Raw genomic sequence first — 14,580 nt, 5'->3', positions numbered from 1 at the left:
TCACGGCAAACCTCCTGTCCTGTGAGGGAGAATTTCTGTCCGATAATTAATTTCGTACTATCCGTACAGTATACACCGTATGTCCAAAAATTACCCCCTCCGTGTCCAATTTTAGTTTACCACTTCACGCTCTTGTGATTTTCTTTTTCTTCCTGTGGTACGCCTCCAAAGGGGTTACGGCCCTGAAACGGATCGGCGCCCTGTCCGGGAGCTTCATGTTCGTCATGTCCATCCTGTACATCCTGCTGGCCCTGGCGGCTCCTCACCTGACCACCGCCAAGACCTTCAGCTACAGCCTGAACTGGGATACCCTGATGCCCACCTTCGATTTCGACTACATGACCACCCTGGGGATCCTAGTATTTGCTGTTGGCGGCTGCGAACGGCTGAGCCCCTATGTAAACAATCTGAAGAAACCCTCCACCGAATACCCCAAATCCATGATCTTCATGGCCATTATGGTGGCGGTGACCGCACTGCTGGGGACCTTTGCCATGGGTCTGATGTTCGACCCCAACAACATCCCCAAAGACCTGATGATGAACGGGGCCTATTACAGCTTTTCCAAGCTGGGTGAATACTACGGCATCGGCCAGACCTTCGTGATCATCTACGCCATCTGCACCGCCCTGGGACAGGCCGCCACCCTGGCCATTTCCATCGATGCCCCCATCAAGATCCTGCTGTCCGACGTGGATCCCCAGTTCGTGCCCAAAGTGTTCACCAAAGTGAACGCCAAAGGGGTGCCTGTAACCGGGTACAAACTGACCGCCATCCTGGTTTCCATCCTGCTGATCGTACCGGCGCTGGGGATCGGGGACATGACCAGCCTGTACAACTGGCTGATCCGTCTGAACGCGGTGTGCATGCCGCTCCGGTATCTGTGGGTGTTCTTTGCCTACATGATGCTGAAGAAACATGCGGACAACTATGTTTCTGAATACCATTTCGTGAAGAGCAAGGGCCTGGGCATGCTGGCCGGGTTCTGGTGCTTCGCCTTCACCGCTTTTGCCTGCATCATGGGCATGTTCCCCCGTGGGGTCCAGAGTGGTACGGACACCTGGTACTTCCAGTTCGCCATGAACATCCTGACCCCGCTGGTACTGATCGGGATCGGGTTCATCCTGCCGGAACTGGCGAAGAAGGAACGGGAGTAAGAAAAACAGGGTGCTGCATAAAACATGCAGCACCCTGTTTTTTTGTCAGCGGGCAGCGGGCGAAGGAGACCATCTGCCGAAGGCAGATGGTTCTAAAGGGAAACGCCGCTGAAGCGGCTAACCCACCACCAGCCTCACGGCTGGTCCCCCGCCCTTGTAAAGGGCGGATAGTAAGTACGCGGGCTAACGCCCTTGTACTTACCAAAGAGCGATGGGCGCCAGCCCGAGCGTATATCCGCCCTTTACAAGGGCGGGGGACCGTTGCGCTTGCGCAATGGTGGTGGGTTAGCATCCAACGGATGCGTTTACCATCAAAGAAACCGGCTTGCTGTGGGTTTCTTCCTTTTTTCATACATCCTCATCCCAGGGATTGATCCGGATGGGTTCTTTTTTCAGCATTTCTTTTTGTTCCGGGGTAAAATGGCATTTTCTGATCACGGCTTCGTAGACGTATTCTTTGAAATACTTTTCGGAGCAGACGAAATAGCCGTTCTTCCCCACTTCCTTGCCCCAGGAATTCTCGATCTTCCACCGGGTGGGACGGCCGCTGGCATCGAAATCCACCCCGGTCAGTAGCATGGCATGGGTGGCGGAGCTGGCTCCGTATTCCAGCCGCTTGCCTTTGGGCATATCCCAGGAAAATCCTCCCAGGAGCTTTTCCACCTGGACGCTGTCCGGATCCCAGATCCCTTCTTTCCGGGCTCCGTAGGCACCGGCGTCGCAGGCGAACCACACCGGTTCCCCGGCCTGGAGCTGGCGGATGCACAGGTCTTCCAGGGCTTCCTGGGACAGGTTCAGGGCTTCCATATCCTTCCCCACCATGTTTTCCACAGCGTGGAAGGCCACCGGCGTATCCATCTCCTTGTCCGGGGTGGGTTCGTTGATCACGGGCATGTAGTCTTCCAGGGCAAGGCCCACATATTTGTCGTAGAATTCCCTGGGGGTCAGGTTCCGGTCACAGTGGTAGTTCTTGTCCTTGTCCCGCCAGGCAAAATCGAAGGTCTCCACCGGCGCCCCGAAGGCGATGCATTCCGCTTTGTACACTTCCGCCAGCATTTCCTTCTTCCGGGGATAGGGATCCTTTCCGGCAGCCACCAGTTCCCGGAGCTCCAGGGCATCTTTCCGGAGCAGCCGGTTCATGGCAGCCAGGAATCGGTCCGTATGTTCCGACTGGTAGGATTCCGGGTTTGCAGTTTTGGGCACCACCCCGTATTTGGCCGCCAGATGGGCCGCTTCACTCCAGTAGCCGCCGTCCACCATGCCCCGGAGCACGTACTGCATGCTCTGGCCTTTCACCGGCTCCCCGGCCTGTTCGATGACCATTTCCAAAAAGTTGTTGGCCTTTTCCAGCTTGTCGTAAAAGCTGAGATAGTTCTGGGACAGTTCGAATTCCTCCAAGCCACACTTTTCCGCCACGATCTCCCGCATGATGTTGAGAGCTGCAAAGAGCCAGCACCGGCCGGACTTCTGCTGGGCGGTGATCCCCCGGGTCTTCACTTCCACCGCAAAGGGTCCCTGGTGGAGGGCCGCCTGCATGGGCACAAAAGACAGGTCCGCCAGGTCGGTTTTGGCCAGGGCACTGTTCAGGGTCCGGGCGGCTGCATCCCGGTCATAGGCAGCACGGAATTCTTTCAGCAAGGCATTGTTGATTTCTTTCATTGGGTATCTTTCCTTTCTCGACAAAGGTTATTTGATTAGGGCGATCCGGGCCCCCAGGAGCATGAGCCCCATGCCCAAGGCCATCTGGAAGGTAATGGCCTCCCCCACAAAAAACCAGGCGAAGAGAGGGCTCAGGGCCGGCTTGATGAAATAGGTCAGGCTCCCCAGGGTGATGCTCCCAACCTCCATGGCCCGGAACCAGCACAGGAAGGCCACCAGAGTGATGCCCAGATACAGGGTGAGCACCCAGGGCAGGTTGGCCCAGGTGTAGCCGGTGAGAAGCGGGATATAGGCATAATTTCCCAGGCCGTGGGCAGTGAAAAAGGCCGCCACAGCGGGGATGTGGGACAGGAAGGCCACAAACAGCAGCTGGAGCCCGCCCCACAAAAAGGTCCAAGCGGTGACCGTCACACTGCCCAGGGCTGGCATGAGCTTCTTGCCTCCCACCGCATACAGGCTGTACCCGAACACGCAGACCATGAGCCCCAAAAAGCCTCCCGGGTCCAGGGTCATGTGGAATGGGTCCACCAAAACGGCAATGGCCAGCACCTGGAGCCCCAGGGCGGCGATTTCATACCGGGTAATGGGGGTCCCCAGAATCAGGGCCGCCAGCACCGTAATGAAAAGAGGCGTGCTGGAAAAGATCACCGCCGTATGGCTGGCTCCCAGCACCACCGAAGCCATCTGGTACAGAGGCCCCACCATGGCAATGCCCATGAATCCCAGAAAAAAGCAGAGTTTCTGCTGGGCAAAGGTAACCCGGGCATGCCGGGCCAAAAGCTGCTTCCGGCTCCAGGGCATCAAGGCCAGCCCGGCCAGGGTGTACCGGGTGGCATTCACCTGGACCCCGTTCAGGTCGCCATTGATTTTTTTCATGCATACTTCCGTAAGGCAGAAAAACAGCGCAGCCACCAGCATGCACAGGATGGCTTCACGGTGTTTGGTCATAAGGGGACACTTCCTTTGAATTGGAATTTTACTGTTCCAGCAGGTATCCATCGACTCTGACGGAATTCTTCTCTTTTTGGTCAAACCCGTCCTGGCTCCCTGCAAGCTGGGTAAAGATCAGCAGTTTCCCATCCTCCAGCTGAAGCTGGAGATCTTTTCCCTCCACCAGTCCATTGGAAGGATATTTTTCCCGCAGCTGCTGCAGGTACGCATCATCTATGGGCAGGCTGTATGCAGTATTTCCCTCTCCGGAAAAACGCAGCCGGTGGTACTGGATATGGGCCCCCTTGATGATTATTACCCTGGAATAACCGCTGACCGGCAGTGTTGCAAGTTTTTGGCTGTAGTTATAATACCCGATACCGGTATGACCTTTTCCTTTGGGCGGACGAGGCAGGGTGGCCAGGAAGGGAGATTCTTTGATTTGTTCCACCAGAGGATACCGCCACCGGCCGGCGGAACCGGCCAGATAACCATAGCTGCTGCGGATCCGCTCCGCTTCCTCTGGAGAAATCTCTCGGGCGCTGACCAGTTTCCCCTTCTGGATCAGCTGATTCCGGGTGATGGTTTCTTCCAGGCGCCGTGCCTGGGACCAGGCAGGGAGGTCCACCAGGTTCAGGGGCGAAAATGCCAGGATCCCGCTGAGGATTCCGCACAACAGGTATATTTTCCGGGGTTTTTGCCTTGTAATGCCCCCGAGCAGGACACAAAGCCCCACGAAGGTGCAGCAGAGGGACAGATACCGGAGGGTTGTGAGCCCGTAGGCTTCCAAACGGATCCAGACGCCTCGGAGCTGAGCCGCTGCTATGGGAACCAGAAGGAGTGCTCCCCATTTCAGGACTTTCCGCACCCAGAGCGGCTGCTCTTCCGGGTAGGATAAGCAGAACAGGGTATAAAAAGCCAAAGCACAGGATCCAAAGGGATTCATGATACCATTTGGCAGAGCTCCCTCCCGGAGGCTTTTGGCCAGATAGAAATAAAGGATGACCACAAGGAGCGCGGCCGCCGGAAGAAGAAGGTTCCGGCAGAGTGATGAATACCAGTCCGGTATCGCCAGAGGTTCGTTTTCCCGGGGAATCTGGGCCAGCAGGACCTGCCAGGATACCACCCAGATGGAAAATACACAGGCCAGCTCCAGCCATTCCAGGGACAGTTTGGGGTACAGGAGCATCCGGATGCCGGAAAAGCAGAGGCCCAAAAGGGCAAAGGACAACCCTCCCAGGAGCAGGCTTTTGCCAAGGGCCAGCAGAAAAGCGGGAAAAAGCCCCTTTCGTCCCTGGGGTGTATCACAGAAAAAAAGGGTAAGCGCTGCGGACAGGGCGGCGGTGCCCCAAAGGCCCAGGAACAGGTAGTCATTAAAGGACGGGACCTGTTCCAGGCTCCGCCAGAGCAGAAGGAAAAGCAGGAAATTGGCCGCTTCCCGCCGGGGCTCGATCCTGCCGTATTTTTCGTTGTACAGCCGCCAAGGCACGGAAAGAAACATTACCAGCTGTACAGCCAAAAAGCCCTGACTGATTACCGTCCATTTGCTCCACTGGTCCCCCCGCCCGATGACAGTGAGCACCAGGAATACCAGAAAAAAGCTCCAACTGCCCAGAAAAGCCGTCTTGAAGCGCTGGTTCCGCTCCCAGATTTCCCTGCACAATCCTTTGAACCTGCTCAGCATAAAGGATGCCTCCCCTTGGATGTTCATTCCTTATGATTATAGCATGGATGGGAAGTGGGAGCGAGGCGGAAGTTGGTGTGGAGGGATAGAGGAAGACGGCGCCGGGATTGCATGGGGATCGCCACCGCCTGCACCAGCGGAAGTTGGTGCGGGGGCGAAGGACGACGGCGCCGGGTATCGCGGCGCCTAACCCACCACCATTGCGCAGGCGCAACGGTCCCCCGCCCTTGAAAAGGGCGGATAATAAGTACGCGGACTAACGCCCTTGTACTTATTTTAAAGCAATGGGCCGCAGGCCCGAGCGTATATCCGCCCTTTACAAGGGCGGGGGACCAGCCATTAGGCTGGTGGTGGGTTAGCAGCCCCGGCTGCGTTTCTCTTCAAGGGCCGGCGGATGCCGGGCTTCTTTTTGCATAAGGGCCCCTGGCCCGGTATGCGCTGTATTTATCCGCCCTTTGCAAGGGCGGGGGACCAGCCGTTAGGCTGGTGGTGGGTTAGCAGCCCCCAGGCTGCGTCTCCCTTCAAAGCCATCCGCCCCCGGCAGATGGTCTCCTTCTGCACAAGGGCCCCTGGCCCGCCGTGCCCTCTACTGCTTCACCCGTTTCCGTACTTCCTTATCAATCACGTACTGCACCCTGGGAAAATTTCTCCATATGTCCCGATTGCTGAACCGGAGCACTTTCATGCCGCAGGCCATAAGCCGCCGGGTCCGTTCCAGATCGTAGGCTTTTTCCGCGGGATTGTAATGCTGACTGCCGTCGATTTCTACCACCAGCCGGGCTTTGGCGCAGTAAAAATCCACAATGTATCCCCGGATGGGTTTCTGCCGGAGAAAACGGATAGGATACTGCTGCAAAAACTGGAACCACAAATGCCGTTCTTCGGCAGTCATGTTTTTTCGGAGATGATTGGCAAGGTGTTTGAGGTGACGGTCTCGGGTGGTTTCGTAGTACATGGGTGATGTCCTTTCTGTTGGATTGTTTTGTGGCAAATTGTTTGTTGGTGCTAAAATGGCAGAGTGGACTGGGAATGGTTGTTAGTGCAGGGGGGATAGAGGAAGACGGCGCCGGGTATCGCGGCGCCTAACCCACCACCATTGCGCAGGCGCAACGGTCCCCCGCCCTTGTAAAGGGCGGATAGTAGTGCGGGCTGGCGCCCTGCACGATTAATGGCGACTGTTCGATTAAATCTGCAGTTGTGCAGCAATACGACAGCTGTAGTTTTGCAATACATTAAGCAATGGGCCGCAGGCCCGAGCGTATATCCGCCCACGCAAAAGAGTGAACAAGAAGTACGCGGGCTAACGCCTTAGTACTTGCCAAAAAGCAATGGGCGCGAGCCCAAGCGTATATCCGCCCTTTGCAAGGGCGGGGGACCAGCCGTATGGCTGGTGGTGGGTTAGCAGCCCCCCGGCTGCGTCTCCCTTCAAAGGCCGGCGGATGCCGGGCTTCCTTCTGTACAAGGGCCCCTGGCCCGCCGTACCAAATATCCGCCCTTTTCAAGGGCGGGGGACCGGCCGATAGGCTGGTGGTGGGTTAGCAGCCCCCAGGCTGCGTTTCCCTTCAAAGCCATCTGCCTCCGGCAGATGGTCTCCTTCTGCACAAGGGCCCCAGCCCGCCGTGCCACATATCCGCCCTTTTCAAGGGCGGGGGACCGGCCGATAGGCTGGTGGTGGGTTAGCAGCCCCCAGGGCTGCGTTTCCCTTCAAAACCATCTGCCTCCGGCAGATGGTCTCCTTTTTGCCGCTGACCGTTGACAAAGGGGGCTGCTGCGCCTGCAGCAGCCCCCTCCTCTTACCTCCCTGCCTGTTCCTTGAAATACTGGAACAGGATCTTGCACAGGGTTTTGGCTTCTTCTTCGCTCAAGGTCACTCCCCGGCCCATTTTTTCTTTCCCCGGGGCCCATTCCCGGATGTCGAATTTGGGTGTCCGGCCGTTGTAGGAAATCCGGTTCACCTCTTTGGTCCAGCCTTTGGGGCTGGTGGAAAGGGTTCCCAGTTCCTGGGTGATTTCGTAGCTGAAGTCGGAATTGTTTCTGTCCATGTTCGTGCCTCCTCGGTACAGATAATTTCCCCTCAGGTCCCATTATACCGAAGTTTCCAGATTTGAGAACCCCCTGCGGGATGAATGGGCGTTTTTGGGGGGTGAATGGAAAAACAGGGTGTTGCACGTTCTGTGCAACACCCTTATCACCCTGCAAACTGACTGTTGTACAACTCCTTGTAAAACCCTCCCTGTTCCATCAGGCTCTGGTGGGTGCCCTGCTCTATGATTTTCCCGTCTTTCATCACCAGGATCCGATCGGCGCTGCGGATGGTGCTGAGCCGGTGGGCCACGATGAAGCTGGTTCGGCCTTCCATGAGCTTGGCAAAGGCGTTCTGGATCTGGATCTCGGTCCGGGTGTCGATGCTGGAGGTGGCTTCGTCCAGAATCAGCATGGGCGGCAGGGCCAGCATCACCCGGGTGATGCACAGGAGCTGCTTCTGTCCCTGGCTCAGGCTGTCGTCGTCCACCACCGTATCCAGCCCCTGGGGCAGCCGGCGGATGAATTCCCAGCTGTGGGCTTCTTTGGCGGCCTGGATGATCTCTTCTTCGGTGGCTCCCGGCTTCCCGAAGGCGATGTTCTCCCGGATGGTCCCCTGTTTCAGCCAGGTTTCCTGGAGCACCATGCCGTAAGTCCGCCGGAGAGAGTGCCGGTCCACTTTCCCGGTATCCTGGCCGTCGATGGCGATGGTCCCCCGGTCCACATCGTAGAACCGCATAAGCAGGTTGATGAAGGTGCTCTTGCCGCAGCCGGTGGGCCCTACAATGGCGGTGGTCTGGCCCGGTTCCACCTGGAAGTTGAAGTCTTCGATCAGAGGGCGCTTTTTATTGTAGGAAAAATACACATGGGAAATGTCCACGCGCCCTTCCCGGAACACCAGTTTCCGGTCCGGATCGGCGCTCTGGGGAGTCTCTTCGATGAGAGCGAACACCCGGGCAGCGCAGGCCAGGGCATTCTGGAGCTCAGTGACCACGGAGCTGATGTCCGTAAAGGGCTTCATGTACTGGTTGGCGTAGTACAGCAGCACGGTGAGCCCCCCTACGGTAAGCCCTCCGCCCAGGATCTCCCAGCACCCCACCAGGGCCACCAGGGCATAGATGGCGTTGTTCACCGCCCGGGTGGACGGATTGGTGAGGGAGCTGTAGAACAGGGCTCCCTGGGTGGCCTGCTGCAGCTCTTCGTTAAGGCTCCGGAACTGGTCTGAAGAACGTTCTTCATGGCAGAAGGCCTTCACCACTTTTTCGTTGCCGATGGTTTCGTTGATCAGGGCGGTCTGCTTCCCCCGGATGGCGGTCTGGTTCTGGAACAGCCGATAGGACCGGCTGGCGATGAACCGGGCCACCAGGAAGCTCACCGGGGTCAGGACGATCACCATGAGAGAAATGTTCCGGTGAGTGGAAAACATGAAATACAGGGTGAGCACAATGGTCACCAGCCCGGAAAACAGCTGGGTGAACCCCAATAGCAGCCCGTCGGAAATCTGGTCCACGTCGGCGATCACCCGCTGGACCAGGTCACCGGTGCTGTGGCCGTCCAAAAAGGACAGGGGCAGCTGCTGGATCTGACGGATGGCCCGGCTCCGGATATCCCGGACGGTGTTAAAGGCCAACTGGTTGTTGATGAGATTCATGGCCCAGGTGGCCAGGCTGGACAGGACTACCAAAAAGAGGATCTGGGAAGCATAGCGGCCCACCAGGGGGAAATCCACCTGTCCCGGTCCCAGGATCCCGTCAATGGCCCGGCCGAACAGGATGGGCACATAGAGCTGGAGAGCTACGGAAACACCGGCCAGCACCAGGCTCCCAATAAGGAGCATCCGGTAGGCGTCGATGATCTTCCAGACTTTTTTCAGGGTGACCCAGCTGGAATTGTTTCTATCCATGGACATCAGGCTTCCTCCTTTCCCTTGCGGATTTCTTCCGCCCGGCGGCCGGGATACTGGGAATCGAAGATTTCCTGGTACACCGGGCAGGTTTCCAGCAGCTGGAGATGGGTTCCCTGGCCCACCAGTTTCCCGTCATCCAGCACCAAAATCACATCTGCCTGGCGGACGCTGCTGGTCCGCTGGGACACGATGAATACGGTCATTTCCCCTTCCAGGGCCTTGATGGCCTGGCGGAGATGGAGGTCGGTGGCAAAATCCAGGGCACTGGCAGAATCGTCCAGGATCAGGATATCCGGTTTCTTCACCAGGGCCCGGGCAATGGTCAGCCGCTGTTTCTGGCCTCCGGACAGGTTCCGTCCCCCCTGTTCCACCAGGGCATCCAGCCGGCCTTCCTTCCCCAGCACCACATCTTTGGCCTGGGCAGTTTCCAGGGCCTGCCACAGTTCTTCGTCGGTGGCATCAGCCTTGCCCCAACGCAGGTTGTCCCGGATGGTGCCTTCAAAAAGCACTGCCTTCTGGGGTACCAGGGCGATTTTTTCCAGCAGATGGCCGGCCGGGTATTCCCGCACGTCCCGGCCTTCCACTTCCACCTGGCCCCGTGTCACATCATAAAAACGGGGAATCAGGTTCACCAGGGTGGTCTTGCCGCTGCCGGTGCCCCCGATGATTCCCACAGTACTGCCTTTGGGAATGGCAAAATCCAGATCTGTCACCGCTTCGGCGCCTCCGGCATAGCCAAAGGACACGTGATGGAAAGCCACGGCCGGTCCCCCGCTCACCGGTTGAAGGGGTCCGTAAGCAGCGGGACTGGTCATGGAACTTTCCACCTCCAGGATTCCCTGGATGCGGCTTGCACAGGCTGCCGATTTATTCAATGTAATCATCATACTGCCCAGTTTCACCAGTTCAATGATCATCTGGGCCATATAATTGTAAAGAGCCACCACATCCCCCTGGGCCATGGCCCCCAGTTCCACCCGGAGGGCACCCTGGCGGATCAGCACCACCGTGGCCAGGTTCACCAGCAAATAAGTGCCCGGTGTCATCAAAGCGGACCAGCGGCCCACATGAAGGTTCTTCCGGGTCAGGTCAGCATTCCGGCTGTCGAATTCCCGGATTTCCGCCTGTTCCCGGCAGAAGGCCCGGATCACCCGGACCCCGGTCAGGTTTTCCCTAGTGGTCTGGAGCAGTCTGTCCAGAGTTTCCTGGACCCGTTTGAACAAAGGGATGCTCCGGAGCATGATCCCCAGCACCACCACCAGCAGCAGGGGGATGGCCACGGCAAACACCAGGGCACTGGGCACATCGATGAAAAAGGCCATGACCATGGACCCGAACACAATGAAGGGACTCCGGAGCAGCAGCCGCAGAGCCATGTTCAGCCCGGTCTGGACCTGATTCACGTCACTGGTGAGCCGGGTGATCAGGGTATCGGTGCCCAAAGTGTCCAGTTCCCTGTAGGACAGTCCCTGGATATGGTCGAACAGAGCCTGCCGGAGCCGGGTAATGACCCCCACGCTGCCCCGGGCTGCAAAATACTGGGCGGTAAAGGAAAAGCCCATGCCCAGCACCATGAGCCCCATAAGCACCAGGAAGCAGCCGAACAGGAAGCCTTCGTCTCCGGTGGAAAGTCCCTGGTCGATCATGGCAGCGATCACCAACGGCACCGCCAGATCCATCAGGGCTTCCAGCAGTTTGAACAAAGGGGCCAGGATGCAGTCCCAGCGGTACCCCTTAAAATAAGAAAGAAATTTTTTCATAATCAGCACCTCATTGCTTGAACTGTCTTTATCTTACCACCGGAAATACTATATAATAAATATTGAATCTATTGAGAACCATATATTTTCCATATAGGAGGATGCATTATGAACCTGGAACAGCTGAACTGTCTCATTGCAGTGGTGGAAGAAGGGTCCATTTCAGCAGGGGCCCGGCGGCTGAACCTGACCCAGCCCCCGGTGTCCCTCCAGCTCCAGCGGCTGGAAGCCCAGTGCGGGGTACGGCTGCTGGAACGGGGCGGCCGGAAGATCCGTCTCACGGAAGCGGGGAAAAGCCTCTATGACACGGCCAAACGGATCCAGACCCTGACCCTTGCGGCCCAGGAGGACATGAAGAATTTCCAGCTGGGAAAAAAAGGCAGTCTCCATCTGGGGATGATCTCTTCTGGCGCCGGAGAACGGTTTTTCCGGGGTGCCCGGTATTTCGCCCAGAAGTACCCGGAGATTTCCATCCAGCTGTACGAAGGGAACACCTACCAGCTGCTGGACGCCCTGGAAAAGGAAACGGTGGATCTGGCCGTGATCCGGACCCCCTTTTCCAAAACCCGGGTGGAAGGAAAGGTGCTGTGCCGGGAACATTTCTGCGCCCTGGGGAGCCAGGACCTGTTCCCCCAACACCTGCCGGAGGCCTTTACCCTGGAAGATCTGGAGGAGCTGCCCCTTCTGGGATACCGGCGGTGGGAGCGGATCATCCAGGAAATCTGCCGGGGCCGGGGTTTTTCCCTGTATTTCCGGTGCCTGGCGGATGATGCCCGGAGCTGCCTCCAGTGGGCCCAGGCGGGACTGGGGGTGGCCCTGGTGCCGGAAAGCGTGGTGAACCTGAGCCAGAACCTGAATGCGGTACCGGTCCGGGAAGAAAAGCTGGAAAGCCAGGTGGTGCTGGTCCGGAAAAAAGGCCGGCCTCTTCACGAAACCGCCCGGCTGTTCTGGGAAAATTACTGAGGAGGGCGGTACCATGAAACTGTCTGCACAGGAAAAATGCAAACTGGCAGGCCTGCTGGCTCGTCACCAAACCCCCGACCCTGACGCGTAGGGGCGCGCCAGAGGCACGCCCTCCCCGGCCTCCCGGAGGGATCTTCCCTTTCCCCCTTCTCTTCTCTTGCTTTTTCACGCATTTTTGCTATACTTATGGTAGAAGGTATTACATGTATTACGAGGGAGGATTTCCTATGAGCACCATTTCTCTTCGGGTCAGCGATGAAGAAAACAAACTGATTCAAAATTATGTGGCCGCCAATAATCTGAATCTTTCTTCTTTTATCCGCAGCCTGGTGCTGGATAAAATCGAGGAGGATATGAAACTGGACGAGGACCGGATCCTGCGGGCCCGGGCACTGCTGAAGAAAGAAAAGACCTATGATCATACAGAGGTCTGGAAAGAGCTGGGCATTTAATATGTACCAGGTACGGTTCTCTGAACACGCGGTAAAAGAACTGAAAAAACTGGATAAACAAACGGCCCGTGTCATTAAAAACTGGGTGGTTAAAAACCTGGTGGATACAACAGATCCCCGACAGCATGGAAAATCTCTTACGGGAAACTTGAAAGGGGTGTGGCGATACCGGGTAGGAGATTACCGGCTGTTTGCCGAAATCCAGGATGATGTGCTGATTGTATTTCTTTTTGAAATTGCTCACCGACGGGAAGTTTATCGGTAATCAAATGAATTAGAGCTGTTGCAGGTATATGCAGCAGCTCATTTTTTTCAATAGGTAACAGTAAAAACCGGCGGCCGGGACGGGCTTCCCTGCGGGCAGCCCCTACCACGTTGGAATCGAGGGATCTCCTTCAATCGGATTGGACGTAGTTAGCGTAGGGATGATTGCTATTACGCCCGTACAATCGGTGTTTTTTGCGGGCTCCCCGGCGTGGAGCCCCTACGGTACCGATTTACGCACCGAAATACAGACCGTGCACCGAACCCCCGACCCTGACGCGTAGGGGCGCGCCAGAGGCACGCCCTCCCCGGCCTCCCGGAGGGTTTCCTGTGCCAATTTTCGTTGTAAAAACAACATACCGGTTTCTTTTTCCATGCTATATTGTTTCCAGGAAGACGAAGAACGTAACATTATCCATGGTAACAGGAACAAATGGAAGGAGAATCGGTATGAAAAATCTGGAATGGAACGATAAAATCAGCAGCTTTAAAAAAGTCGACGTGCGGGGCATTGCCGGGAATTTCCTGGAAGGCCTGAAAAAACAGGCGGCCAAGCTCCCTGTGGGCCAGGGACTGGAAGTAATCCAGACCTTCGAACCCATCCCCCTCTACGAAGTGATGGAAATGCTGGGCTATGAACATGCCACTGAGAAAAAGGCCCCCAACGAATACCACGCCTATTTCTACCGGACCGAAAACAAAGGGAACACGGAAGAAGCCCCGGAACGGCCGGCGGTGATCACCAACTACCCCATGATTGACGAAAAACTGGGCGAACTGGCAGTGGAATTCTGGGATATGACCTGGAAAAGCGAAAAACGCTACCTGGATTACAATATCCGGCTGCTGCTCTCCCTGGCCAATGCAGTAGGTGCCGGGCGGATGCGCCAGGCCATGCGGGAACTGCTGAAGGCCTATGCCAACGGCCTGGATTCCCGGGCCCTGGATGATGTGTTCGAACAGCTGGCCTGGAACATGGGCATCGGCTTCTTCAGCTCCGAAATCGCCCCCTCCCCCCTGTTCCACGCCTACAAACTGATCAAACAGATGGAAAAGCAGGGCAAAGAAAGAGCCGAAATCAACCAGCTGCTGAAGGAACATTTTTCCGACAGAAAAGGCTCTCACACCCTTCCTTCACATCCCGGTACGTGCTGACAAAATCCCCCGTATACCAGGGGTCGGCGATTTCCCGGGGATGATCGGTGAAATCCAGCAGCAGGTGGATTTTGCCATCCGGGTCTCCCCCGGCGATCCGGCGGATCTCCCGAAGGTTCTCATCATCGAACCCAATGAGCAGATCATAGTACCCATAATCTCCCCGGGTCATCTGCCGGGCCTTCCGGGGCGCATAGGGAATATGGTGGAGATCCAATTGCTCCCTGGTCCCCCAGTGGGTGTCATTGCCAATTTCCTCCCGGCTGGTAGCCGCCGAAGCGATTTCATAAGCATCGGCACAATGATGACGCCGAACCAGCTCCTTCATGACAAATTCCGCCATGGGGGAACGGCAGATGTTGCCATGGCAAATAAAAAGTATCCTAGTCATGGACACAAAACTCCCTTCTATGCCAAAATATGCCGAATTAATGCGGATTTTCGGGTTTCACCTGTTCACGGAGAAAAGGACATAATTTTGCAAAAAACGGCACAACTTTCCCCGTTGCAGTAGTAAAAATAGTAGTAAAACGGACTGTTCTTACTACTGCACTTTTTGTGGGGTGAAATGTTCTCTGTTATTATAGCAGATAAATAGTATCACTGTCGGCTTTGGTGTTTGGGAAAG

13 protein-coding genes are annotated in these 14,580 nt (G+C 56.6%); 5 read left to right on the top strand and 8 right to left on the bottom strand.

The annotated features are described in order from the left end of the window. Nucleotides 1-101 precede the first annotated feature (101 nt). Nucleotides 102-1,157: an amino acid permease gene (locus FX155_RS07540; protein WP_326831124.1), complete on the top strand. Its 1,056-nt coding sequence runs from the start codon at nucleotides 102-104 to the stop codon at nucleotides 1,155-1,157. A gap of 348 nt (nucleotides 1,158-1,505) precedes the next feature. On the opposite strand, the gene FX155_RS07535 is transcribed toward FX155_RS07540, so the two are convergent. From FX155_RS07535 to FX155_RS07505, 7 genes are all read right to left on the bottom strand, one after another. Continuing rightward, on the bottom strand, nucleotides 1,506-2,816 hold the full coding sequence (locus FX155_RS07535; protein ID WP_154488285.1) for an aminopeptidase C: 1,311 nt from the start codon (nucleotides 2,814-2,816) through the stop codon (nucleotides 1,506-1,508). Nucleotides 2,817-2,843: 27 nt separating this feature from the next. Next, entirely contained in the window at nucleotides 2,844-3,764 is a 921-nt protein-coding gene (locus tag FX155_RS07530) for a DMT family transporter (RefSeq protein WP_195839635.1), read from the bottom strand. 28 nt (nucleotides 3,765-3,792) lie between these two features. After that, nucleotides 3,793-5,430: a DUF4153 domain-containing protein gene (locus FX155_RS07525; protein WP_022486632.1), complete on the bottom strand. Its 1,638-nt coding sequence runs from the start codon at nucleotides 5,428-5,430 to the stop codon at nucleotides 3,793-3,795. A gap of 586 nt (nucleotides 5,431-6,016) precedes the next feature. Further along, nucleotides 6,017-6,385, bottom strand: a complete 369-nt coding sequence (locus FX155_RS07520; protein ID WP_154488282.1) for an endonuclease domain-containing protein — start codon at nucleotides 6,383-6,385, stop codon at nucleotides 6,017-6,019. A gap of 838 nt (nucleotides 6,386-7,223) precedes the next feature. Further along, nucleotides 7,224-7,472 carry a YdbC family protein gene (locus FX155_RS07515; protein ID WP_022488284.1) on the bottom strand — a complete coding sequence of 83 codons (249 nt, stop codon included), beginning with the start codon at nucleotides 7,470-7,472 and terminating at the stop codon, nucleotides 7,224-7,226. A gap of 146 nt (nucleotides 7,473-7,618) precedes the next feature. Continuing rightward, complete coding sequence (locus FX155_RS07510; RefSeq protein ID WP_154488281.1) at nucleotides 7,619-9,361, bottom strand: ABC transporter ATP-binding protein; 1,743 nt, start codon at nucleotides 9,359-9,361, stop codon at nucleotides 7,619-7,621. Then, the gene (locus tag FX155_RS07505) at nucleotides 9,361-11,118 is read right to left on the bottom strand and encodes an ABC transporter ATP-binding protein (RefSeq protein ID WP_154488280.1); all 1,758 of its coding nucleotides are present in this window, start codon (nucleotides 11,116-11,118) and stop codon (nucleotides 9,361-9,363) included. The genes FX155_RS07510 and FX155_RS07505 overlap by 1 nt, the downstream gene beginning before the upstream one ends. Before the next feature lie 108 nt (nucleotides 11,119-11,226). Between FX155_RS07505 and FX155_RS07500 the strand changes: the two genes are divergently transcribed. The 4 genes from FX155_RS07500 (at nucleotide 11,227) to FX155_RS07485 (ending at nucleotide 13,952) form a co-directional block, all read left to right on the top strand. After that, nucleotides 11,227-12,081 carry a LysR family transcriptional regulator gene (locus tag FX155_RS07500; protein WP_022488287.1) on the top strand — a complete coding sequence of 285 codons (855 nt, stop codon included), beginning with the start codon at nucleotides 11,227-11,229 and terminating at the stop codon, nucleotides 12,079-12,081. A 227-nt stretch (nucleotides 12,082-12,308) separates the two neighbouring features. Further along, complete coding sequence (gene relB, locus FX155_RS07495) at nucleotides 12,309-12,533, top strand: type II toxin-antitoxin system RelB family antitoxin (RefSeq protein ID WP_022488288.1); 225 nt, start codon at nucleotides 12,309-12,311, stop codon at nucleotides 12,531-12,533. A gap of 1 nt (nucleotide 12,534) precedes the next feature. Next, on the top strand, nucleotides 12,535-12,798 hold the full coding sequence (locus tag FX155_RS07490; protein WP_022488289.1) for a type II toxin-antitoxin system RelE family toxin: 264 nt from the start codon (nucleotides 12,535-12,537) through the stop codon (nucleotides 12,796-12,798). A gap of 449 nt (nucleotides 12,799-13,247) precedes the next feature. Further along, complete coding sequence (locus tag FX155_RS07485) at nucleotides 13,248-13,952, top strand: DUF2249 domain-containing protein (protein ID WP_154488279.1); 705 nt, start codon at nucleotides 13,248-13,250, stop codon at nucleotides 13,950-13,952. On the opposite strand, the gene FX155_RS07480 is transcribed toward FX155_RS07485, so the two are convergent. Then, entirely contained in the window at nucleotides 13,876-14,343 is a 468-nt protein-coding gene (locus tag FX155_RS07480) for a low molecular weight protein-tyrosine-phosphatase (RefSeq protein WP_154488278.1), read from the bottom strand. The genes FX155_RS07485 and FX155_RS07480 overlap by 77 nt on opposite strands. Nucleotides 14,344-14,580: the final 237 nt, after the last annotated feature.

The organism is Acidaminococcus fermentans (assembly GCF_009696675.1).
GTDB lineage: Bacteria > Bacillota > Negativicutes > Acidaminococcales > Acidaminococcaceae > Acidaminococcus.
This window is presented reverse-complemented; position numbering and strand designations above follow the sequence as displayed.

Excerpts from the sequence above, each read along its gene's own strand:
- FX155_RS07535 (WP_154488285.1), bottom strand. The coding sequence starts at position 2,816 with ATGAAAGAAATCAACAATGCCTTGCTGAAAGAATTCCGTGCTGCCTAT.
- FX155_RS07530 (WP_195839635.1), bottom strand. The coding sequence starts at position 3,764 with ATGACCAAACACCGTGAAGCCATCCTGTGCATGCTGGTGGCTGCGCTG.
- FX155_RS07525 (WP_022486632.1), bottom strand. The coding sequence starts at position 5,430 with ATGCTGAGCAGGTTCAAAGGATTGTGCAGGGAAATCTGGGAGCGGAAC.
- FX155_RS07520 (WP_154488282.1), bottom strand. The coding sequence starts at position 6,385 with ATGTACTACGAAACCACCCGAGACCGTCACCTCAAACACCTTGCCAAT.
- FX155_RS07515 (WP_022488284.1), bottom strand. The coding sequence starts at position 7,472 with ATGGACAGAAACAATTCCGACTTCAGCTACGAAATCACCCAGGAACTG.
- FX155_RS07510 (WP_154488281.1), bottom strand. The coding sequence starts at position 9,361 with ATGTCCATGGATAGAAACAATTCCAGCTGGGTCACCCTGAAAAAAGTC.
- FX155_RS07505 (WP_154488280.1), bottom strand. The coding sequence starts at position 11,118 with ATGAAAAAATTTCTTTCTTATTTTAAGGGGTACCGCTGGGACTGCATC.
- FX155_RS07500 (WP_022488287.1), top strand. The coding sequence starts at position 11,227 with ATGAACCTGGAACAGCTGAACTGTCTCATTGCAGTGGTGGAAGAAGGG.
- relB (WP_022488288.1), top strand. The coding sequence starts at position 12,309 with ATGAGCACCATTTCTCTTCGGGTCAGCGATGAAGAAAACAAACTGATT.
- FX155_RS07490 (WP_022488289.1), top strand. The coding sequence starts at position 12,535 with ATGTACCAGGTACGGTTCTCTGAACACGCGGTAAAAGAACTGAAAAAA.
- FX155_RS07485 (WP_154488279.1), top strand. The coding sequence starts at position 13,248 with ATGAAAAATCTGGAATGGAACGATAAAATCAGCAGCTTTAAAAAAGTC.
- FX155_RS07480 (WP_154488278.1), bottom strand. The coding sequence starts at position 14,343 with ATGACTAGGATACTTTTTATTTGCCATGGCAACATCTGCCGTTCCCCC.